The organism is Sinomicrobium kalidii, assembly GCF_021183825.1.
GTDB classification, from domain to species: Bacteria; Bacteroidota; Bacteroidia; order Flavobacteriales; family Flavobacteriaceae; genus Sinomicrobium; species Sinomicrobium kalidii.
The window spans coordinates 1319535-1341214 of record NZ_CP089211.1 but is presented as its reverse complement, the minus strand read 5'-3'; the positions used below and the strand labels follow the sequence as shown (position 1 = coordinate 1341214).

Annotated in this window: 25 protein-coding genes; 18 read left to right on the top strand and 7 right to left on the bottom strand. The window is 44.5% G+C overall.

Annotated elements, in window-relative coordinates; translation table 11 throughout:
• Positions 1–60 precede the first annotated feature (60 nt).
• Entirely contained in the window at positions 61–312 is a 252-nt protein-coding gene (locus LS482_RS05410) for a hypothetical protein (RefSeq protein WP_233030731.1), read from the bottom strand.
• Positions 313–457: 145 nt separating this feature from the next.
• Between LS482_RS05410 and LS482_RS05405 the strand changes: the two genes are divergently transcribed.
• From LS482_RS05405 to LS482_RS05395, 3 genes are read left to right on the top strand one after another with little or no spacing between them, the layout of a single operon-like run.
• Positions 458–1042 (top strand): HupE/UreJ family protein, encoded by a 585-nt coding sequence (locus tag LS482_RS05405; protein ID WP_233030730.1) that lies wholly within the window; start codon positions 458–460, stop codon positions 1040–1042.
• Positions 1043–1047: 5 nt separating this feature from the next.
• Positions 1048–1479 carry a deoxycytidylate deaminase gene (locus LS482_RS05400; protein ID WP_233030729.1) on the top strand — a complete coding sequence of 144 codons (432 nt, stop codon included), beginning with the start codon at positions 1048–1050 and terminating at the stop codon, positions 1477–1479.
• On the top strand, positions 1479–3110 hold the full coding sequence (locus tag LS482_RS05395) for a S41 family peptidase (protein ID WP_233030728.1): 1632 nt from the start codon (positions 1479–1481) through the stop codon (positions 3108–3110). The genes LS482_RS05400 and LS482_RS05395 overlap by 1 nt, the downstream gene beginning before the upstream one ends.
• Before the next feature lie 68 nt (positions 3111–3178).
• On the opposite strand, the gene LS482_RS05390 is transcribed toward LS482_RS05395, so the two are convergent.
• The 4 genes from LS482_RS05390 to LS482_RS05375 form a co-directional block, all read right to left on the bottom strand.
• Positions 3179–3781: an FAD-dependent oxidoreductase gene (locus LS482_RS05390; RefSeq protein ID WP_233030727.1), complete on the bottom strand. Its 603-nt coding sequence runs from the start codon at positions 3779–3781 to the stop codon at positions 3179–3181.
• Positions 3781–3984 (bottom strand): hypothetical protein, encoded by a 204-nt coding sequence (locus LS482_RS05385; protein ID WP_233030726.1) that lies wholly within the window; start codon positions 3982–3984, stop codon positions 3781–3783. The genes LS482_RS05390 and LS482_RS05385 overlap by 1 nt, the downstream gene beginning before the upstream one ends.
• A 145-nt stretch (positions 3985–4129) precedes the next feature.
• Entirely contained in the window at positions 4130–4702 is a 573-nt protein-coding gene (locus tag LS482_RS05380) for a MarC family protein (RefSeq protein ID WP_233030725.1), read from the bottom strand.
• A gap of 138 nt (positions 4703–4840) precedes the next feature.
• A complete protein-coding gene (locus LS482_RS05375) occupies positions 4841–5632 on the bottom strand; it encodes a glycerophosphodiester phosphodiesterase (protein ID WP_233030724.1) in 792 nt (263 codons plus the stop codon).
• Positions 5633–5820: 188 nt separating this feature from the next.
• On the opposite strand from LS482_RS05375, the gene LS482_RS05370 reads away from it, so the two are divergent.
• From LS482_RS05370 to dgt, 5 genes are all read left to right on the top strand, one after another.
• A complete protein-coding gene (locus tag LS482_RS05370) occupies positions 5821–6390 on the top strand; it encodes a DUF3109 family protein (protein ID WP_233030723.1) in 570 nt (189 codons plus the stop codon).
• 388 nt (positions 6391–6778) lie between these two features.
• Positions 6779–7765: a ribonucleotide-diphosphate reductase subunit beta gene (locus tag LS482_RS05365; RefSeq protein ID WP_233030722.1), complete on the top strand. Its 987-nt coding sequence runs from the start codon at positions 6779–6781 to the stop codon at positions 7763–7765.
• A 105-nt stretch (positions 7766–7870) separates the two neighbouring features.
• Positions 7871–10318 (top strand): ribonucleoside-diphosphate reductase subunit alpha, encoded by a 2448-nt coding sequence (locus LS482_RS05360; RefSeq protein ID WP_233030721.1) that lies wholly within the window; start codon positions 7871–7873, stop codon positions 10316–10318.
• 196 nt (positions 10319–10514) lie between these two features.
• Positions 10515–11024 carry an RDD family protein gene (locus LS482_RS05355; RefSeq protein ID WP_233030720.1) on the top strand — a complete coding sequence of 170 codons (510 nt, stop codon included), beginning with the start codon at positions 10515–10517 and terminating at the stop codon, positions 11022–11024.
• Complete coding sequence (gene dgt / locus LS482_RS05350; protein WP_233031799.1) at positions 11024–12373, top strand: dGTP triphosphohydrolase; 1350 nt, start codon at positions 11024–11026, stop codon at positions 12371–12373. Before LS482_RS05355 ends, dgt begins: the two co-directional genes overlap by 1 nt.
• Positions 12374–12561: 188 nt before the next feature.
• Here the strand turns inward: dgt and LS482_RS05345 are convergent, their stop codons facing one another.
• Entirely contained in the window at positions 12562–14496 is a 1935-nt protein-coding gene (locus LS482_RS05345) for a sialate O-acetylesterase (RefSeq protein WP_233030719.1), read from the bottom strand.
• 310 nt (positions 14497–14806) lie between these two features.
• On the opposite strand from LS482_RS05345, the gene LS482_RS05340 reads away from it, so the two are divergent.
• From LS482_RS05340 to LS482_RS05330, 3 genes are read left to right on the top strand one after another with little or no spacing between them, the layout of a single operon-like run.
• The gene (locus LS482_RS05340; protein WP_233030718.1) at positions 14807–15436 is read left to right on the top strand and encodes a LysE family translocator; all 630 of its coding nucleotides are present in this window, start codon (positions 14807–14809) and stop codon (positions 15434–15436) included.
• Positions 15437–15470: 34 nt separating this feature from the next.
• Positions 15471–16265, top strand: coding sequence for a cation efflux transmembrane domain-containing protein (locus LS482_RS05335; protein WP_233030717.1), 795 nt, complete (start codon positions 15471–15473; stop codon positions 16263–16265).
• Positions 16266–16319: 54 nt separating this feature from the next.
• Entirely contained in the window at positions 16320–16787 is a 468-nt protein-coding gene (locus tag LS482_RS05330; RefSeq protein ID WP_233030716.1) for a hypothetical protein, read from the top strand.
• Between the two features lie 33 nt (positions 16788–16820).
• Here the strand turns inward: LS482_RS05330 and LS482_RS05325 are convergent, their stop codons facing one another.
• Positions 16821–17282, bottom strand: a complete 462-nt coding sequence (locus LS482_RS05325; protein ID WP_233030715.1) for a hypothetical protein — start codon at positions 17280–17282, stop codon at positions 16821–16823.
• Positions 17283–17422: 140 nt separating this feature from the next.
• On the opposite strand from LS482_RS05325, the gene LS482_RS05320 reads away from it, so the two are divergent.
• From LS482_RS05320 to LS482_RS05290, 7 genes are all read left to right on the top strand, one after another.
• Entirely contained in the window at positions 17423–17878 is a 456-nt protein-coding gene (locus LS482_RS05320) for a hypothetical protein (RefSeq protein ID WP_233030714.1), read from the top strand.
• Positions 17879–17974: 96 nt separating this feature from the next.
• A complete protein-coding gene (locus tag LS482_RS05315; RefSeq protein ID WP_233030713.1) occupies positions 17975–18280 on the top strand; it encodes an RNA polymerase alpha subunit C-terminal domain-containing protein in 306 nt (101 codons plus the stop codon).
• A gap of 201 nt (positions 18281–18481) precedes the next feature.
• On the top strand, positions 18482–19147 hold the full coding sequence (locus LS482_RS05310) for a DUF2461 domain-containing protein (protein WP_233030712.1): 666 nt from the start codon (positions 18482–18484) through the stop codon (positions 19145–19147).
• An 83-nt stretch (positions 19148–19230) separates the two neighbouring features.
• Positions 19231–19593 carry an MmcQ/YjbR family DNA-binding protein gene (locus LS482_RS05305; protein WP_233030711.1) on the top strand — a complete coding sequence of 121 codons (363 nt, stop codon included), beginning with the start codon at positions 19231–19233 and terminating at the stop codon, positions 19591–19593.
• Between the two features lie 22 nt (positions 19594–19615).
• Complete coding sequence (locus LS482_RS05300; protein ID WP_233030710.1) at positions 19616–20008, top strand: TonB-dependent receptor plug domain-containing protein; 393 nt, start codon at positions 19616–19618, stop codon at positions 20006–20008.
• Between the two features lie 141 nt (positions 20009–20149).
• Entirely contained in the window at positions 20150–21172 is a 1023-nt protein-coding gene (locus LS482_RS05295; protein WP_233030709.1) for a hypothetical protein, read from the top strand.
• Positions 21173–21349: 177 nt separating this feature from the next.
• The gene (locus LS482_RS05290) at positions 21350–21679 is read left to right on the top strand and encodes an ArsR/SmtB family transcription factor (protein ID WP_233030708.1); all 330 of its coding nucleotides are present in this window, start codon (positions 21350–21352) and stop codon (positions 21677–21679) included.
• The last annotated feature ends 1 nt before the right edge of the window (position 21680 follow it).

The following is a 21680-nucleotide window of genomic DNA, read 5'->3' as shown; positions in this document are numbered from 1 at the left end:
TACAAAATTACGAATAATTTTGCGGAGAAACGATGCTTTAACAGTTTGTTTGGCTTTTGCTTAGCCGTGTTTTGAGAAGAAGAATACGGCAGTTGTGAAAACCACTGCAACTATAAGCAATAACACTGCAAATTGCCTTCTGCGTTCTTTGCCTGCTTCTCTGCGGATATCGTTCTTGAGTTCTTCGAGCTTCTTTACGGAGGTTCGGGGAAAATCATAAGTTACTGGTTTGAAGTGAGAAGAATACACTTGTTCCCGGTAGTCCCTGAATTTTGGCCGGCGCGATGGTTTTAAAGCAGCATTCTGTTTCATGCGGTTAATCATATCCAGTATGTGTCCGGCTCCACAACTCACTTCTTGTTGATTTATAGTTAACGTTATCGTTTATTTATCATATAAATATACGATTTTTCCAAATAAATCGTAAGTTTGGGCAACCTCGAAAAAAAGTTTATTTATGTCACAGTTCTGGCTGTATTTTAAACTGGGGCTTACACACGTCCTGGATATTAATGCGTATGATCATATTCTCTTTCTCATAGCGTTGACGGTTCCTTATACCTTCAGTCACTGGAAGAGAGTTTTGTGGTTGGTTACCATTTTCACCTTGGGACATACGCTGTCACTGGTAATGTCCACATACGGATTGATAAGAGTGAGTACTACGTTGGTGGAGTTTCTTATCCCCGTGACCATTATGGTCACGGCTTTATTTAATATATTTATAGCAACCAGGCGATCGGGTAGGGAGCGGTCCGGACCGGCGTTTTTTGTTACCCTTTTCTTTGGTCTTATCCACGGGCTGGGCTTTTCTACCTATTTCAAGGGAATTGTTGCAGGGGAGGACAATAAACTTGTTCCCATGCTCGAATTTGCCCTGGGAATAGAAACCGCACAGGTTATTGTGGTACTTGCCGTGTTGATCTTCGGATTTATTTTATCCACTATTTTCAGGTTTAGCCGAAGAGACTGGATCATGGTCATATCTGCTGTGGTCATTGGTGTGGTGATACCCATGCTTATAGAAAACTATCCGTATTAACAATTATGTCAGAAAAAAAACAGGAAAAATACGACAGAGCCTATCTGCGCATGGCCCTGGAGTGGGGCAAGCTGTCTTATTGCAAGCGCAGGCAGGTAGGGGCTATTATTGTAAAGGGCCGGATGATCATATCTGACGGATATAACGGGACTCCTACCGGGTTCGAAAATATTTGTGAGGACGACGAAGGTTACACCAAGTGGTATGTGCTCCATGCAGAGGCCAATGCCATCCTTAAAGTAGCGTCATCCACACAGTCGTGTAGCGGTGCAACTTTGTACATCACCTTGTCTCCCTGTAAAGAATGTAGTAAATTAGTACATCAGGCGGGAATTAAGAGAGTTGTGTACCAGCATGCATATAAAGATGACTCCGGATTACAATTTCTGGCCAAGGCGGGCGTTGAATTAAAACACATCCCCAACCTGGAAGAATAATGAAGAACGAAAAGAAAATATGGCTGCCCATACTTCTGGCTACTGCTTTGGCGGCAGGTATTCTTATTGGCGGGAGGCTTAATTTTGACGATACCCCCCGAAAACTGTTTTCTTCCAATTCCAATCCCCGGAAAGAAAAGCTGAACCGGCTTATCGATTATATAGATCACGAATATGTAGACGATGTCAATACTGACAGTATCGTAAACATTACGGTCAATAAAATACTGGAAAAACTGGACCCGCATTCGGTATACATCCCCAGGGAAGACAGGCAAAGGGTGACAGAGAACATGCAGGGGGATTTTGTAGGGATCGGGGTGAGTTTTTATATGTATAAAGACACGCTTTCCGTGATCCGTCCCATAGAAGGCGGCCCCAGTATCAAGGCGGGAATAAAACCGGGTGACCGTATTCTTTATGCAGATAATGATACCCTTTTCGGAAGAAAAATAAGCAGCAGGGATCTGGTGAGTAAGCTCAAGGGCAGTGCGGGCACTCCGGTAAAGGTAAAGGTGTACAGGAAAGAGGAAGATTCCCTGCTTACATTCAACATAAAAAGGGCGAAAGTGCCCATTAAGAGTGTAGATGCTTTTTACATGCTTACCGATACACTGGGCTATATAAAAATAAACCGTTTTGCGGAAACAACCTACCGGGAATTCAAGCTGGCCCTGGGCGACCTGAAACGTCAGGGGGCCACGCAACTGGTGCTGGACCTCAGGGACAATCCCGGGGGATATATGGGAGTGGCGGAAGATATTGCCGATGAATTCCTGGAAAAAGGCAAGCTGATCCTCTTTACCAAGAACAAAAAGGATGAGGTACGGAAAACCTATGCAACCTCCCGGGGGGACTTTGAAGACGGAAGGGTGTTTGTGCTTATCAATGAAAAATCGGCTTCGGCCAGCGAAATTATTGCCGGAGCCCTTCAGGATAATGACAAGGGGATCATTGTGGGCAGGCGTTCTTTTGGGAAAGGACTGGTGCAACGGGAAATGGCGCTCGGTGACGGCTCTTCGGTGAGGCTTACCGTGTCCCGGTACTATACTCCTACGGGAAGGTCCATACAGCGGTCATACGACAATGGCGCAGATGATTATTACAACAAGTTTTACGACAGGTATCACAACGGGGAACTGGTTACGGCCGACAGTATTCATGTCAACGACTCCCTGAAATTTACGACACCCAAGGGCAAGGTTGTGTATGGCGGCGGCGGAATTGTCCCCGACGTTTTTATCCCGTTGGAGACCAACCTGGAGGAAGAAGCCCTGAACTATATATTACAAAATGGATTCCTGTCTTACTTCGTGTTTGAGTATCTGGACAGGGACAGGGACCTGTATCGCGAATACAACGAGGAAACATTTGTAAAAGAAGTAAATATAGGAGATGAGCTCATAGAAGAATTTGTGAGGTACGGAAAGCGGAACAGGGCAATTATCGGTGTGGACTTTTCCAGGATAGACTTTTCAAAATACAGGGACAATCTGAAGAAACATCTCAAAGCTACCATTGCGGAACAACTCTACGGATCTGACGCCCGCACACAGATAATCAACATGGGAGATAATGAAATATCCAGGGTAGTGGAACTCAGTCTTAAAGGTGAGGGGACGGTTTTATAGAACCGGATTTAAAATAGTATTTTCCGATAAAATACCGTGTCTTTCCGGTCCTGATTATTAGTAGCTTTTTATATTTTGTCGTGAACCTTGGTGTGTTTGCCGTCGTTCCACAGTGTCAGGACGTCTGTGGCTACCTGGGCTCCGCTGCCTGCTGCAATCGCAAACTGGCTTCGCCATCCGGCAAGCGTTCCGGCTACGTAAATCCCTTCTTTTACCAGGTGATCGGTATTTTGCAGCTGTTTCCTGTTTTTCTCCGGGGGAGACAGTCGGTGCGGAATCAGGTATTCGTTGAGCCCTTCAATACGAAAAAGGTCCGTATATCCCAGGGCCACCACAATAATCCGGGCCTTGTGTTCCGTTTTATTGGTTTTTACCACAAAATTCCCGGCCTGGCCGGATAGGGCAGTGACTTTTTCTTTTTCAATTTGCGTAACATGGGGGTATTGTTCAGCCAGGTGTTGTTTCCCCTGTTCCAGGATATCCATACCCGTGGTGCCCGGGGCAATACCCAGCACGTTGTTGAGCAGGGCGCTTTGCAGATGAGAGGCCTTTTGATGCATGATAATCCCGGTTTTCTTGTCCTTGCCGTAGACCGTATGCTTTGCCGAGCCCAGTATGAGTGCGCATTGCATTCCTGCTGCGCCGCCACCGATGATCAGTGCATCAAACATTATTTGCTGTTTTTGAGCTTGTCCTGTATTTTTTTGGAAACCGTGAAAATAACCAGCAGCAATATGGCGCAAAGAGCAGAAAATATGCCGATTAGGGCCACAATACTGTCTTCCTCAAAAGGCGAACCGAAATCTATCAAAGTAATGTTATAGCCTATAAGGCCAACAGCCAGAAGTATCAATATCAAGGTGAAATATTTCATGTATATGTGTTTTTATCCGGAAGGCAAAGGTACAAAGATTTAAAGAACGTCCTTTAGGGTACAGTGTTAGAAGGAGGTTAAAAATAGGGATATAGCATTCCTATGGCCGTCACAGCCCCGAAATGGAAGGTGTACGGATTAAGATTTAAAAGAGGTTTGAGGCATTACTGGCAAACAATTTTACGGCAATGGCCAGCAAGACCACACCGAAAATCTTCCGGATAACCCCCAGCCCGGACTTGCCCAGCATGCGCTCTATCTTTTTGGAAGATTTAAGGACAATGTAAACGAAAAGAATATTGATAATGATGGCTATAATGATGTTTTCCACATGATACTCTGCCCGCAGAGACAAAATGGAGGTCATGGTTCCGGCACCTGCGATCAGGGGAAAAGCAAGCGGAACTACCGAAGCGGTCTCCGGAGCCTCATCGTTATACAGTGAGATGCCGAGTACCATTTCGATAGCAAGGAAAAAAAGAACGAATGAACCCGCTACGGCAAAAGAATAAACATCAATACCGATAAGGCTGAGTATTTTTTCGCCCACAAAGAGAAAAGCTATCATGATGATCCCTGCAATGACCGAGGCTTTTTCCGACTGAATGTGGCCTACTTTTTCCCGGAGACCGATAATGATGGGAATGCTCCCTATAATGTCGATTACCGCAAACAATACCATGGTGGCGGTTATAATTTCCTTTACGCTAAAACTCATAGCAGCAGCAAGTTAAAAAAAATGATGGCAAAAGTAATCATATCCGGCGGATAAACGGGAAATCCGTCAGAAAATTTTAATGGTAACAGTATTTTTGCTTTACGTGAAAAAATAAAACGAAGATAGCGGAACGGCAGGCTATTTTTTTACAAGCTCCAGCAATAATTCCGGTTCGTTGGTTGTGATAAAGTCTGCCCCTTCCCGGAGAAGCCATTCCATGTCTTCCTTTTTATTGACTGTCCATACATTAACGGTAAGTCCGGCCGTTTTTGCCTGTTTTATCCATTCCGGGTGTTTTTTCATGACCTTCAGGGAATAATCCAGACCGAAAAAACCGTCTTTTTTCAGTTCGGCAGGAGCAAGGTCCCCGTTGAGGTAAGCAACATTGGCATCCGGGTCCAGCGCCATCACCCTTTTACAGATGTCGTAGTCAAAGCTGATGTAATCCACCCAGTCCTGTGCATTGCGTTGATGTACCAGGGCAACGGCTTTTTCCGCGAGTTTAAGGCCGTGCTCCCTGCTTTTTCTGGAAGGTTTTATTTCGAAGATGAGTTTGGTGCGATGCTGTTTCATGCCTTCCCTTATATATTCCTCTGCCGTCGGGATATTTTCCCCGTTGGGATACTGTTTTTGCAGAAGTTCCTTATACGTGGACGTTTCGATGTGCATGCCCATAAAATCCGCATCGTGATTTACTACAAGTACGCTGTCGGCCGTCATCCATACGTCGAACTCGGAACCTTCGCACCCCAGTTCAATGGCCCGGTTCAGGGAAGCCAGCGAATTTTCCGGATAACCGGCGTTCTTAAATGCTCCGCGATGAGCAATTACCCTGTTTTTTATAAAGCCCTGCCCTTCCTGGGCAGTAACTTTTTCCACAGCTCCGGTAGCTATCATAGACACTAATAAAAAGAATAATATTTTTTTCATGTTTCGGGTCTTTGGCAAAAAACGGTGCTAAAATAGGAAAAATAATCTGTGCTATCTGCCTATGTTATAGCTAATTTAACGTTAGGAGAATGTTATGTAAATGTATGCTTCGGTGACGGGGGTAACAGAAGTTTCCGGATTATCGGCCGGGACGGATGGCCAATCACAAATAATGCTATCTTTGCAGCATGTTTCAGTTAGGGAAAACCATAGTATCCGAAGAGATCATTGAAGAAGATTTTGTGTGCAACCTGTCGGCCTGCAAAGGGGCGTGTTGTGTGGACGGCGATGCCGGGGCGCCGTTGGAAGACGAAGAAACGGCCGTGCTGGAAGCGATATATCCCAAAGTAAAACCCTTTCTGCGAAAAGAAGGCATTGCCGCGATTGAAGCACAGGGGACTTTTATTAAGGGTGAAGACGGCGAATGGGAAACCCCGCTGGTCAATGGTTCTGAATGTGCATATGTTACTTTTGGTGATAAGGGAACCGCGTTTTGCGGTATAGAGCAGGCTTGTAACAAGGGCGAGATATCCTGGAAAAAGCCGATTTCCTGCCATTTGTACCCGGTGAGGGTCAAAGCGTATTCGGAATTTGCCGCCGTGAACTATCACAAGTGGCATATTTGTGACGATGCCTGCACACTGGGCAAGGAATTACAGGTGCCCGTTTATAAATTTACAAAGGAAGCCCTGATCCGTAAATTCGGGGAAGACTGGTACAGGGAACTGGAAGAAGTGGCCGGAAAACTTGAAAAGTGAAAAACGGCATTCTGGACCGGACCCCAAAAGTTGGTCGGTTAAAAATATCTTTTTTAGGTTTTTCCGGCTGTGAATCCCCGGAATTTTATGCCTGTCCCTCCAGCGTTATTTTTTTAAGATAAATCTTTGCTTTCACCTTTAAAACAAGGGCTTTGTCACTATCTTTGTTATTTATTGAGATAAATAGTGCTAAGTTTTAATATTCTGATTTTTAGATTCTTGTGTGTTTTGTGTGAAGTGTTGTTTGGGAAACATTTCAACAGGTACTGTTAAAAACTTTTGTGTCAGACCAGGGGTTTCGGCTTTCATTTCTAACGACATTTTGCAATCTTTGTTAGTCCCAACCTACCCCATTCAAAAAATATTAACTTCCTAAAAACGAGAAACGATGTCAGTTACAACGGAGCCCATTTTACAAGAGAATAAAGACAGGTTTGTCATTTTTCCGATCCAGCACCACGATATATGGGAATGGTACAAAAAGCAGGAAGCGTGTTTCTGGACCGCAGAGGAAATTGACCTGCACCAGGACCTGAACGACTGGAACAACAAACTCAATGACGACGAGCGTTATTTTATTAAGCACATTCTGGCGTTCTTTGCCGCTTCTGACGGAATTGTCAACGAGAATCTCGCCGAAAACTTTGTGAATGAAGTCCAGTATTCCGAAGCGAAATTCTTTTATGGTTTCCAGATCATGATGGAGAACATTCATTCGGAAACCTATTCCCTGTTGATCGATACCTATGTGAAGGAAGAAGAAGAACGGGACCGGTTGTTCAGGGCCTTAGAGGTGTTTCCTGCGATCAAGAAAAAGGCGGATTGGGCACTGCGATGGATCGAATCCGACTCTTTTGCCGAGCGGCTTATTGCTTTTGCGGCCGTAGAGGGGATATTCTTCTCCGGGGCATTCTGTTCCATTTTCTGGCTGAAGAAAAGAGGGTTGATGCCCGGGCTTACATTTTCCAATGAATTGATATCGAGAGATGAGGGAATGCATTGCGATTTTGCCGTACATCTGCACAATAATCACCTGGTGAACAAGGTATCCAAAGAACGTATAAAAGAGATCATTGTAGACGCGCTCGACATAGAAAGGGAGTTTGTCACCGAGTCCCTCCCCGTGAGCCTTATCGGGATGAATGCCAAACTGATGACGCAATACCTCGAATTTGTAACGGACAGACTGCTCGTGGAACTGGAATGTGAGAAAGTGTACAACTCAACCAATCCGTTCGACTTTATGGATATGATATCCCTGCAGGGGAAAACCAATTTCTTTGAAAAAAGGGTGTCCGAATACCAGAAAGCCGGGGTACTCAACAAAGACAAGGACGACGAGTCGCAGAAAATCAGCTTCGACGCCGATTTTTAAAAGAATATTACGGAGTGTATTTGTTCAGGTAATGAGTAGGACAGTTTCCGAAACTTAAGAGAAGTAAATCATTATGAAAAATATTTAACCAAAAACAGTAGCGGTATGTATGTAATTAAAAGAGACGGCAGAAAAGAGCCCGTGATGTTCGACAAGATCACGGCAAGGGTCAGAAAATTGTGTTACGGGCTGAATCCCCTGGTGGACCCCGTAAAAGTGGCCATGCGGGTCATAGAGGGGCTGTATGACGGCGTAACCACGTCGGAACTGGATAACCTGGCTGCCGAAATTGCGGCCACCATGACCACCACACATCCGGACTATGCCAAGCTTGCGGCGAGGATATCAGTGTCCAACCTTCATAAGAATACCAAGAAGTCCTTTTCGGAGACCATGGCAGACCTTTACCATTACGTCAATCCGCGAACAGGTAAAAAAGCACCGCTGCTGTCTGATGAAGTTTTTAAGGTTGTTCAGGATAATGCCGAAAAACTGGATTCCACCATTATTTACAACCGGGATTTCGGATACGACTATTTCGGGTTCAAAACCCTTGAACGGTCCTACCTGCTGAAACTTAACGGAAAAATTGCCGAGCGTCCGCAACACATGCTGATGCGTGTGGCCGTTGGTATCCATCTTGACGATATGGACAGCGTTGTAGAAACCTACGAACTCATGTCCAAAAAATACTTTACACACGCTACGCCCACACTGTTTAATTCCGGAACACCGAAACCGCAGATGTCGTCCTGCTTTTTGCTGGCCATGAAAGACGACAGTATTGACGGCATTTACGATACCCTGAAGCAAACAGCCAAGATCTCGCAGTCTGCCGGGGGGATCGGGTTGTCTATCCATAACATACGTGCCACGGGAAGTTATATAGCCGGAACAAACGGAACATCCAACGGTATAGTGCCCATGCTCCGTGTGTTTAACGATACTGCCCGTTATGTAGACCAGGGAGGCGGTAAACGGAAAGGGAGCTTTGCCATCTATGTGGAGCCCTGGCATGCCGATATCCTTGATTTCCTCGACCTGAAGAAAAATCACGGAAAAGAGGAAATGCGTGCACGCGATCTGTTCTACGCCATGTGGATATCCGACCTGTTCATGAAAAGGGTGGAACAGAACGACAGCTGGACACTGATGTGCCCGAACGAATGCCCCGGACTGTATGACAGCTACGGCGAGGAATTTGAGAAGAAATACGAAGAATACGAAGCCGCCGGAAAAGGAAGAAAAACCGTAAAGGCCAGGGAGCTCTGGGAAAAAATACTCGAATCACAGATAGAGACGGGAACCCCTTACATGCTTTACAAGGATGCGGCCAACCGGAAATCCAACCAGAAGAATCTGGGGACCATACGCTCTTCCAACCTCTGTACCGAAATACTGGAATACACCTCTCCCGATGAGGTTGCCGTATGTAACCTGGCGTCTATAGCACTGCCCATGTTCATCAAGGGCAAGGAGTTCGATCATAAGGAACTCTTCAAGGTTACCAAACGTGTGACGCGAAACCTTAACAGGGTTATCGACAGGAACTATTACCCGGTGAAGGAAGCCGAAAATTCCAACTTCCGTCACCGTCCCATTGGCCTGGGTGTACAAGGTCTGGCCGATACTTTTATCCGCCTGAGGATGCCATTCACCTCTGATGAGGCCAAAACATTGAATCAGGAGATTTTTGAAACCATTTATTTCGCTGCCGTCACCGCTTCCATGGAGATGGCCAGGGAAGAAGGGCCTTACGAATCCTTCAAAGGATCACCGATCTCCAAAGGAGAATTCCAATACAACCTTTGGGGCATAAAGGATGAAGAACTGAGCGGAAGATGGAACTGGGCCAAACTGCGTAAGGACGTGGTAAAACACGGGGTGCGGAATTCCCTGCTTGTAGCTCCCATGCCAACGGCGTCTACTTCACAGATTCTCGGGAACAATGAATGCTTCGAACCCTACACCTCTAATATTTATACCCGAAGAGTACTGTCCGGAGAATTTATCGTGGTGAACAAGCACCTGCTGGAAGACCTGGTAGATCTCGGCCTGTGGACGGAAGACCTTAAACAGGAACTGATGCGTGCCAACGGTTCCATACAACATATAGAGGGTATTCCGCAGGAGATCAAGGACCTGTATAAAACCGTATGGGAACTGAGCATGAAAGACATTATCGACATGTCCCGTCAAAGGGGGTATTTTATAGATCAGTCACAATCCCTGAACCTGTTTATGGAAAACGCCAACTACGCGAAACTCACCTCCATGCATTTCTATGCCTGGAAGAGCGGGCTCAAGACAGGAATGTATTACCTCAGGACCAAATCGGCCGTAGATGCCATTAAATTTACGCTGGACAACAGTAAAAAAGAGGCGCCTCAGCCCAAACAGGCTGAAGTACCCGCAGAAGCAGCTACCGTGGTACAGAACTCGGGGAAAAACGCCCCGGTGGCCGTAGATCCGCTGACTCCCGAGGAATTAAAGGAAATGCTCGCCAAATCACGTGAAAGTGAAGATGACGATTGCCTGATGTGCGGGTCGTAACATATGATTAACCCGAATCTGAAGATATTTGCAACCCCGGAAAGGCCGTTTCATTGGCTTTTTCGGGGTTTGAAATGCCGGATGGGAAAAAATTAAAAGTTTCGGGGCCTTTTGTCTCCGGTTTTTGTACCTATTTACTAACTTTCCGGTCTCTATATGGTGTCGGAACTGAAGAGGGCCGAATATGTGATTGCCTATGCAAAAAAAATACTATTACCTTCCGGAAAAGGTATATGCCAGCAAGGGAAAGCGCCTGGCCAACCTGATTATAGACCGGATCGTGATCTATATCCTGACCTTTTTGCTCGGAATACTGTCTTTTATCCTGGCCGATATGTTCGGCATGGGAGGCTTTCTCCGTTTTATTGAAAATATGACGGCTGTGGAGGAACTTCTTTTCGGGATACTCGTCAGCCTGGTTTATTATACCGCTATTGAGAGTATAACCGGGAGGACCATAGGGAAGTTTATTACCAATACCCGGGTTATTAACAAAGGAGAAAAGAAAGCCACCCCGGATGAAGTGTTTATCCGGAGTATCTGCCGGTTTATCCCGTTCGATGCATTTTCCTTTCTGGGCAGCGAAGGAAGGGGATGGCACGATTCCCTGGCCGGGACTTTTGTAGTGGACATCAAAAAATATGAAGAAGAAAAACAAATCCGGGAAGGACTGGACCAATTAGGAAATAATACGGAACAACTATGATGCAGTGGGAAGAACTTTTATCCCTCAGAAGACAGGGCGATACCAACAAACGATTGCGAAAAGAACAGGAAGAGACCCGTTTGGGGTTTGAGGTGGATTATGATCGTATCATATTTTCCTCCTCCTTCCGCAGTTTGCAGGACAAGACACAGGTGATCCCGTTGTCCAAAACCGATTTTGTACACACCCGGCTTACCCATAGCATGGAAGTTTCAGTAGTGGGTCGTAGCCTGGGGAGGATAGTCGGCAAAAAAATACTGGAAAAACATCCTTACCTGAAGGAAGTGCACGGCTACCGTTTTAACGATTTCGGGGCTATAGTGGCTGCCGCGGCACTCGCGCATGACATCGGTAATCCGCCTTTCGGACATAGCGGAGAGAAAGCCATAGGGGCCTTTTTTAAAGGCGGGGAAGGGGCAAAATACAAAACGTTGCTCAGCCCGAAGCAATACCAGGACCTTACCGATTTTGAAGGGAATGCCAATGGTTTTAAAATACTCACCGAGAGCCGGGACGGGGTAAAAGGAGGTCTGAGGCTCAGTTATGCCACACTTGGGGCATTTACCAAATATCCGAAGGAATCCCTGCCGAAAAAGCCGACGAGACATATAGCCGATAAGAAATTCGGGTTTTTCCAGTCAGAAAAAGCATTTTTTGCCGAGGTAGCTGCCGAACTCAACCTTATACAGACCCGGAGCGGAGACGACATTTCCTATGCCCGGCACCCGCTTGCTTTTCTTGTGGAAGCTGCCGATGACATCTGCTATACGATCATCGATTTTGAAGATGGCATTAACCTCGGGTTGATAGAAGAGGAATACGCCCTGGAATACCTCATTAAACTCGTGAAAGACAGTATCAATACCGGGAAGTACGGAGAATTAAAGACCAGGGAAGACCGGATCAGTTATCTCCGTGCACTGGCCATCAATACCCTTATCGGGGAAGCCGCAAGAGTGTTTACAGCGTATGAAGAAGCCATATTAAAAGGGGAATTTTCCGCATCGCTGCTGGATAAGTGCAGGTATACCGCCCAGGTGAACGATATTATAAAGCTCAGTATCGAAAAGATATATAAGTCGAAGGAAGTCACCGAAAAGGAAATCTCCGGATATGCCATTGTCGAGAAGCTTCTGGAAGTATTCTGCAAGGCAGCCCTTCATAAGCTAAAAGGAGAGGATACGCACTATGATGAGCTTGTGCTTAACCTGATCCCCGAAAAATATTTGCAGGGATTTACTTCCGAATACAGTTGTCTGCTGGGGGTAAGCTGTTTTGTGGCCAGCCTTACCGATGGCAGGGTAGTAGGCATTTACAACAAGATCAACGGCGGGCAGATCGGAGGGTAAAACAACCTCCCGTTGGTCTGTTCTGTTGCAGGCGGCCTTACATTGTCCAAAAGCGAAACCAGCATTTTTTCCGGGTTTCTCCGGGAGAAGAAAACCGTATTTATGCTGAAGAAGAGAACTGCTATGCAGTTCATTTTATGAGTTCTGAATGATGTTGTAACCCATTGGTTGTTGAAAGGTGAAAGATGTTACTTCCTCAATTCGAAAGGACTGGCCGGAAGCCCGTTTTTTGAATACAGGTTGGCCGAAACGGGATTATCGGCCCAGGCATAGCGTACCACTACCGGACTGGATACCGAATCGTTCCATACCCTGATCGTATTCTTCCCGGTTATTTCGGCCTTTGCCCAGACAAAGTTTTTTCCGTCGGATGAAATGGAAAAATAATCGGGTGCCTTACCGTTTCGGGTGGTTAGTCCTTTTCCCGTGTTTCTGAAGGTGATCTGTATATCATCTTTTCTGAAATCGGCTTTTTCGGGCAGAGGGCCGGAAGCGGTAATGTTCTTTTCACCGTAAGCGATCTTCCGGGCCAGCAGGGCCAGTCGTTTTCCTACATCGGCCTTGTTGAGCGGGTGGATGTCGTTCCATTCACCGAGATCTATGATCACGGCCATTCCGGTATTGGGAAGCGCCAAAGTGTTTAATTGTTTTTGCCTTAATTCGGCCCAGTTGCTTGCTGTCGGAGTCGTGGTTTCTTTCATGAAGTTGGTTAGTTGCACGTATAGGAACGGAAAATCACCCTGTTTCCATTCCGTTCTCCAGTTGCGAATCATGGCCGGAAAGGTTTTATCGTAATTGGAAGGGTTTCCCGTATTGGATTCCCCCTGGTACCAGATCACGCCCTTAATGGTATAATTGAGTAAAGGGGCGATCATTTTGTTGTATAAACCTCCCGGTTTCCAGCGTATAAAGGTCGGGCCTTTTAAAGGGGGCATCGAAGCCCCTGTTTTGTATTTCCATAAACCTTTCAGGTCTATCGTATCATCCTGTACAGCCAGGAAATAGGGCTTGTCAGTCACAAACCCGCCTTTTCCGCTGCTATTGATAACCCTTACGGCTATAACATTACGGCCTTCATCCAGGATACCCGGTGCAACAGCATACTTGCGGGGAGGGTATTGGTAGCCGGTACTGCCTACCTGCTGCCCGTTTATGTAGGCAAAGTCCTGGTCTACGATACGCCCCAGCCATAAGCTGGCCGGTTTACCGGTCATTGATGCGGGAATATTTACTTCTTTCCGGAACCAAACCACACCGTTTTTATTTCCCCCCGGTTCGTCTGCCCAATAGCCGGGGATCTTCATGGAGTTCCAGTTTTCGTCCCGTATATCCTTTTCATGCCAGTAAGGCTGATCTTTCAACCCTAGGTCTTTGGCGTTGAGTTGGCCATACCATTGGGCGGTACGGATGCTGTCTTCTTTTGTTATATTATCAATAAGCTTGTCATCCTTGAATTTCTGGAGTTCCTCATAGGCATAAGGGAACGGTTTCAGTGTTTCCTCGCTCATCCAGGCTTCAACCGGAGAACCGCCAAGAGCGGCATTAATAAGACCTATGGGTACTTTGTGTTTTTCGTAAAGTTCCCGGGCAAAGAAATAAGCTACTGCCGAAAAACCGAGAACATTTTCCGGGGTGGCACTTTGCCATTGTCCGCCGTCCAGGTCACGGTGCTCCTCTTTGAAGTCATATTGGTCCGGAACAAGGAACTGCCGGATATCCGGGTTTTCCGCCTGTTGGATGATTTTCGCATATTTTTCTCTGACCCTTTCCATGGTGAGCTCCATGTTGGACTGCCCGGAGCAAACCCATACATCTCCGAATACGATGTTGTTCAACACTATCCGGTTGCTGGCTTCAAAGATCATTTTATAAGGTCCTCCGGCATTCTGTGCCGGTAGCGGAATGCTCCAGTTGCCCCGGCTGTCTGCTTTGGTGTTATAGGTGTTATTTCTGAAGGTCAGTTTTACCGCCTCATGGGGAGCGGCCCGGCCCCGGACCTTTATTTCCCTGTCCCTTTGAAGGACCATGCCGTCGCTGATAAGGCGGGGAAGTTTTACCTGTGCAGATGACAGGGTAGGTTGAATGAAGAAAAAAACAATAAGTGCTATGGTGAATTTATTCATGTCCTGGTGGTTTTTCCGGTGTTCTTGTATTTTAATCTTATGGTCTTTATGACAATATAAAAATACATTTTTTTTACCATAGTTCATGAGCTGCGACAAATCTTTTTAGGAAATGCGGATAATACGGGGATAAAACCTTTTCTTTTTTGGCAGGGAAGGTTTAATTGATAGGCCATATCCGTAATGAATGACTTATATTTCGGGTGTCCGGTAAAAATTTGTGAATTGCGGGAAAGAGGGTTCTTTTGAACTGCTAAATTTCATAATTTCGTTTTTCTTTAGCAGTACAACTATTTAACCCGATTGAACTATGGGAATAGAAAACTTTCTGACCTTTGTGGTCACGGCAGTATTTTTTATCATCACCCCCGGTATAGATACGGTGTTTGTTTTAAACAAATCCATAAGTCAGGGAAAAAAGGCCGGGATATACTCTACCCTGGGGATCAACTCCGGAATTCTGGCCCATACCGTTTTTGCCGCCCTGGGACTTTCCGTTATTGTGGCAAAATCTGCCGTGTTGTTCATGCTTGTCAAGTACGTGGGAGCCGCCTATTTGATTTATCTCGGAATCGCGAAACTGATTACGAGGAAAGGCACAGTTGCCACTCGAAGTACGGAACCCCACCGGAAGACAAGCGGACAAAACTATTTCTCCGGACTTGTAACCAATATTTTAAATCCGAAAGTAGCCCTCTTTTTTATTGCATTCTTCCCGCAGTTTATCGATCCGGCCCAGCTTCAGAACCCGCTGCCGTTTATCTTACTGGGTATTACTTTTGCCCTGATGGGCACAGCCTGGCTGCTGATACTCACATTTTTTGCGGGGACGTTTTCCAAAAAGTTTACGGAACATCCGAAAATAGATCACTGGCTGAATAAATTCTCCGGTGCTGTTTTTATTGCCATGGGGTTAAAAATAGCATTCGGTAAAAAATAATCCGGTATTTTGGTGTCATTAACAGTGAAAAAAGATGGAAAAGACAATATTTGAAATTACGAAAATGGATTGTCCTTCCGAAGAAAACCTTATCCGGATGAAGCTGAACGATATTTCCGGGATCAAAAACCTCAGTTTTGATATCCCCGGCCGGAAATTAACGGTTTTTCACGAGGGGCAGATCGAACAGATAGAAAGGTCGATTACCGAACTGAAATTGGGCGGACGGAAACTGATTACGGAAGCGACGGACCAGACGACATTCTCGGAAAGTTCGGATCAGAGAAAACTACTCTGGTCCGTACTTATCATAAATTTTGCTTTTTTCCTTATTGAAATGAGTACGGGATTGTTGTCCAGGTCTATGGGACTTGTGGCGGACAGTCTGGATATGCTGGCCGATGCCTTTGTTTACGGAATAAGTTTATTTGCAGTAGGAGGTACGTTTACGCGTAAAAAACAGATCGCCAGGCTTGCGGGATATTTTCAGATCGCTCTTGCCATAATCGGCTTTGCAGAAGTTTTGAGGCGTTTTTTCGGCGCGGAGAAAATGCCTGATTTTTCAACCATGATCCTGGTTTCGGTCTTTGCCCTGATAGCAAACGGTATTTGCCTTTATCTGTTACAAAAGTCGAAGAGCAAGGAAGAAGCCCATATGAAAGCGAGCATGATTTTTACCTCGAACGATGTAATTATTAATCTCGGAGTAATCACAGCCGGGCTTCTGGTGCATTGGCTGGACTCCAATAAACCCGACCTGATTATCGGAACGATTGTTTTCCTTTTGGTTGTTCAGGGGGCTTTCAGAATATTAAAACTGGGCAGGTAAGTGAACAGCGTGTACCGTATTACTATCAAAAAAAACACAAATCAAAACCGGAATATGAGCACATTACATGTATTTATTGCGGGAATTGCAGTTCTGCTAAATTCCTGTACAACCGGAGAACAGCGTAAAGGACCTGAAAACGGTGATCCGACCATAAAGGGAACCTGGAAACTGCTATCCGGGACAACCATAAAAGACAAAGACACTGTTTTTACCGACTATACCAAAGATCAGGAGATGATCAAGATCATTAACGATACCCACTTTGCCTTTTTGCGGCATGACCTGAACCAGGGGAAGGACAGCAGTGCCGTTTTTGTATCAGGCGGAGGCACTTATTCCGTAAAAGGAAATACATATACCGAATACCTGGAATATTGCAATTACCGGGAGTGGGAAAACAATAGTTTTGAACTGGAATATCGAATAAATGACGATACTTTAGTGACCAAAGGTGTTGAAAAGGTAGAAACGCTGGGCGTAGATCATATCAATATTGAAAAATATGTAAGACTGAAATAGATCTTTCAGGTATGTGATACGGATAATAATTTTTTATTCGCCTGCCATTTCATAAAAAAGTCCGGGGCCATCACAATTTTCCCAGGAACTGACCAGAATTCCCTCGGCTGCGTTTTGGGTAAGGCGTTCTTTGTTATCCCCGTAACACGTTCCTATAACCGGATTGTTTTCATTTTCAAAAGTAAGGAGAAGTACCGTTCCGTGTTCGTTTTCCGTGATCATAAAAGTCCCGTTACCTGTCAGGGTCTCGTTTTCGGTGACCCTGGTTTTGGTAAAGGTACTATCCGGATTCAGGATATAGGTTTCCTGCCATTCCATTTTTTCTCCTGTGGTTTCGGAATCCTCTGTATTCCCCTTCATTTTAAACAATTTCCACTCCTGCGGATAGGGATGGTTCAGAAGCGGATTGTCAACCACAGGATTGCTATCATCATCATTGGAACAGGATAAAAGTACAATGCCCATCAGTAAGAAAAATAGTTCCCGAAGTCTCATGGTCTTGATGTTTTGGTCTGTTATACAGATACATAACAAGGCGAAAGGTTGCGTTAATTGGTTGTAAACAAACAGAAATAATTATCTTTATCCCTGCTCCGGGTAAATAATGAATTGACCGTCAAAATATTTTCATAAAAATGACCAGGCTCCTGAACAAACCACACCTCATTTTCTGGTTCTCCATACCTTTTATAATGCTGTTCGGCTTTGTAAATGGCCATAAAACACTGGATGTGAATATCCACGCCACCTATTATGTTATTGGTTATGAATACCTGTCCGTTATAATTGCACTGCTTTTCGGAATGATCGGTCTGGGATATCTGATCGTGCAAAAAGCGAACGGGAAACTGACCCGGTGGCTTACCCTGGCGCACCTCGTATCCGTTTTCGGGGGAAGTGCACTTCTCTGGGGGATATCAATGCTTTACCGCAATAATCTTTCGGAGTTTAACCTTGCGGATATGAAATACAATCAAAAACTTGATGCCGTATTATTTATAACTGTACTTGTCATATTTTTTACCCAGTTTGTTTATCCCTTCAACCTGATAAGAGCAATGTTCAGGAAGCAGAAAAACAGAATGATCTGAAATACCTTGTTCAGAATAATGTAATTAATGTGTTTGAAGAATAAGTAAAATATCGGTAAATTAAGCCATTGAGAGTTGCAAACAGAAAGAAACAATATGACCGCACCAAAAACTTTAAGGACTTGCGAAAAAGGGCATAAATTTTATAAAAGCAGCGATTGTCCCACTTGCCCGGTTTGTGAAGCAGAGAAGGGTCCTGCCAAAGGGTTTCTGGCTTTGTTGAGCAGTCCGGCGAGAAATGCGTTACTCTACTACGGCATTGACACCATAGAAAAGCTTTCAACCTATACCGAAAAAGAAATACTTGGCATTCACGGAATCGGAAAGGCTTCTTTACCGGTATTCAAAAGATCTTTGGCCGAACGGGGATTATCATTCAAGCCGGACAAAAAATCAAAATAGTATGGTAACGATCCTGCATACTAAACGGGTAGCGACAGACAGCATTATTATAAGCGGACCGTTATAGTTCAACATTTGCAATATGAAACTGTTGTAAGCTTCCGGAATGTGTTGTACTCCGTATTGTTCAGACCCCATGTTTGTCTCTCCGGCTCATTATTATTTTTTATCACTAAATTTGATCAACCAAAATCTGCTGTTATGATTTCCAATGCAACGCTTTCCTTTTTAAAAGAACTTAAAACCAATAACGACCGTGACTGGTTCAACGAAAACAAAAAGCGCTTCAAAGAGGCCGAGGCCGAAGCAAAAGATGCCGGGAACACCCTTTTCGGGATGATGAAAACGCACGATGCCGTAGACAAGGTAAAACTTTTCAGGATATACCGCGATGTGCGCTTTTCGGCCAACAAGCAACCGTACAAAACCCATTTCGGGATAAGCTTCCGCAGGCAGAAACCCGAGTACAGGGGCGGGTATTACCTGCATGTGGAACCGGGCAATTCATTTATAGCAACAGGATTCTGGCAGCCCGAAAAGGATGATCTGCTCCGCATACGCAAGGAATTTGAAATGGACGATACCGAAATGAGGGAGATCATTAACGACAAAACTTTTCAATCCGTTTGGGGCGAGGTGAAAGGAGAGGAGGTCAAAACGGCACCAAAAGGATTCAGTAAAGACCACCCGGCCATTGACCTGATCAGGAAAAAGCAATATATGTTCACCAAAAACTTTACGGACAAGGAAGTGCTCAGCAAGGATTTCCTGGAAAAAGCAGATCAGTCATTCCGGACCATACGCCCTTATTTCGACTATATGAGCGAAGTGCTTACTACTGACTTGAACGGCGTTTCGGTGATTTAAGTTCGGTACGATCATTACCGGGGCGTAAAAATATCGTAAAGAAACAAGGGCGGTGAAGTCGCTCAAATAAAATGCAATGCACTATGAATATTGAGGAATACCGGGATTACTGCCTGAAAAAAAGAGGAGTAACCGAGGGCATACCCTTTCCTAATCTACCCGATACACTGGTATTCAAGGTAGTAGGGAAAATGTTTGCCGCAACCAATATCAATACGTTTGCGAGTTTTAGTGTGAGGTGCGACCCGGAAACGGTCGATGCATTGAGAGTACGGTATGCTTCGGTAAAAGAGCCTTCCTATTTCAGTAAAAAGCACTGGAGCAGGGTAGAGATAGACGGATCAATTCCGGATAGTACCCTTCGGGAGTTTTTGGATGTTTCCTACAACATAGCTGTTACCAAATTATCTAAAAAATTAAGACGGGAATTAGCGATCGACCAATAATTGAAATCCGGAAACAAAACCTATGAAAAAGATCAGCTTTCTTATCTTTTTGTGTGTTATAAGTTTTAAGACCTTCTCCCAGGAGCCTTCCGATGCCTATACAAAAGTCAGGCGTATGATGCAGGAAGAATTGAACTATACCTTAGCGTCTGACGGGAACGATGTTCAAGATCAAAAACAGGATACCACCACAGTGAAACCTGTGCGTAACGGAATAGGGCCTTGTATGTCCCTTACTTCGGACACTTCGCCACTTATAATATTAAACGGTTCGCCGATAAAACCGGATGCATTGAAGAAATATGATGCAAAGGATATAGACAGCATAAAGGTCATAAAGGATAAAACAGCCTCGGCAATTTACGGTTCGAGAGCCAGTAATGGTGTAATATTATTGTATTCCCGAAAAAAGTAAAAAACGTACCACAATGTCGTCATGCACTGGTTGTTTGTTTTAAATGAATGTGTCCTTTTGATCTTCTTTCCCATGTTTGAAAATTAATAAATTGGTGGTAAATTGTTAAGGGGAAACTTTTCAGAATGAAAAACAGGTGAAATGAACAGGATTATAAATTTTCGAAGCCCGTTAATTATATTCGGAATATTGGCCATAACCTTCGGGTTCATTATCATGATCGCCAGATCGCCAGTATTCAGGTTAAATCCGGATAACCTGGCAATAGGAATAACAGCAGATTTGTTATTAACGGTCCCTTTACTATACTTTTTCCTGATAAGAAAAACAGGAATTCCGAAAACAACAGTTATTCCGGTCTTAATTCTGGGTTTAATAATTGGTACTAATATCCTGCCTTCCGAAAACCAGCAATACCTGGACCTCTTTAAAAAATGGGCAATTCCCGTTATAGAATTATCGGTACTGTCTTTTGTGATCTACAAGGTATCAGGAGTTGTCAGGCAATATAAGTTGACCCGAACGCAGTCTTTCGATTTTTTTACAACATTAAAAGAAGTCTGCTATAAAATGCTCCCCGGAAAAGTTGTAATGCCGGTTGTTACTGAAATAGCGGTCTTTTACTACGGCTTTTTACATTGGAAAAAAATACAGTTAAAAGAAAATGAGTTTTCATACCATAAAGAAAGTGGTACCGTGGCCTTACTCGGGGTGACGATCTTTATGATCGGAATAGAAACAGCGGTCTTTCACCTGTTATTAACTAAATGGAGTAACACGGTAGCCTGGGTGCTGACTTTTTTAAGCCTGTATTCCGCAATCCAGATTTTCGGATTTTTAAGGTCAATGTACAAAAGACCGATATCCGTTGAAAATGGCCGGCTGTATCTCAGGTACGGTATTATGAACGAGGCAGTCGTAAGCCTTAAAGAAATTGATTCGGTAGAAATATCATCTAAAGATATTGAAAAGAATAATGAATGCCGGAAACTATCCGTTTTGGGAGCTATGGAAAGTCACAATGTAATTATCCGTTTAAACAAGGAAAGTACCCTGGTCGGACTTTACGGAATAAAAAGACCATTTAAAGTACTGGCATTGTATGTCGACGATAAGTATAAGTTTGAGGATAAAATAAATAAGGCTTTGTCCCGGAATACATAATAATGTATCCTGCTATCCGTCGCAAGTCTCCCGACTTGTTACACTTCTTTCAATAAAACCTTTATCCCTGTAAAACACTCATAGTTAGACGGTAGTTATTTACTTTTCTTAAAAAACCGCCAAAAAATTTGCGTAGTTAAATAGCTACATTTATATTCGTAGTCAAATAACTACATAATGAATTTGAGACGAGATGTATTTCAGGCCATAGCTGATCCTACACGAAGGGCCATACTGCTGCTGCTGGCTTCACAATCCATGACCGCAGGTGCGATAGCCTCGAACTTTGACACGGCAAGGCCTACGGTTTCAAAACATTTACAAATACTCACCGAGTGTGAGTTGCTTGCACAAGAACAAAAGGGCAGGGAGGTATACTATCACTTAAATCCCGAAAAGATAAAAGAGATAGCCGACTTTATCGAACCCTTCCGGCAATTCTGGGACGACAGATTTAATAAGTTGGAAACCATAATGAAAGAATACCAATCAAAACAAACAAAATAAT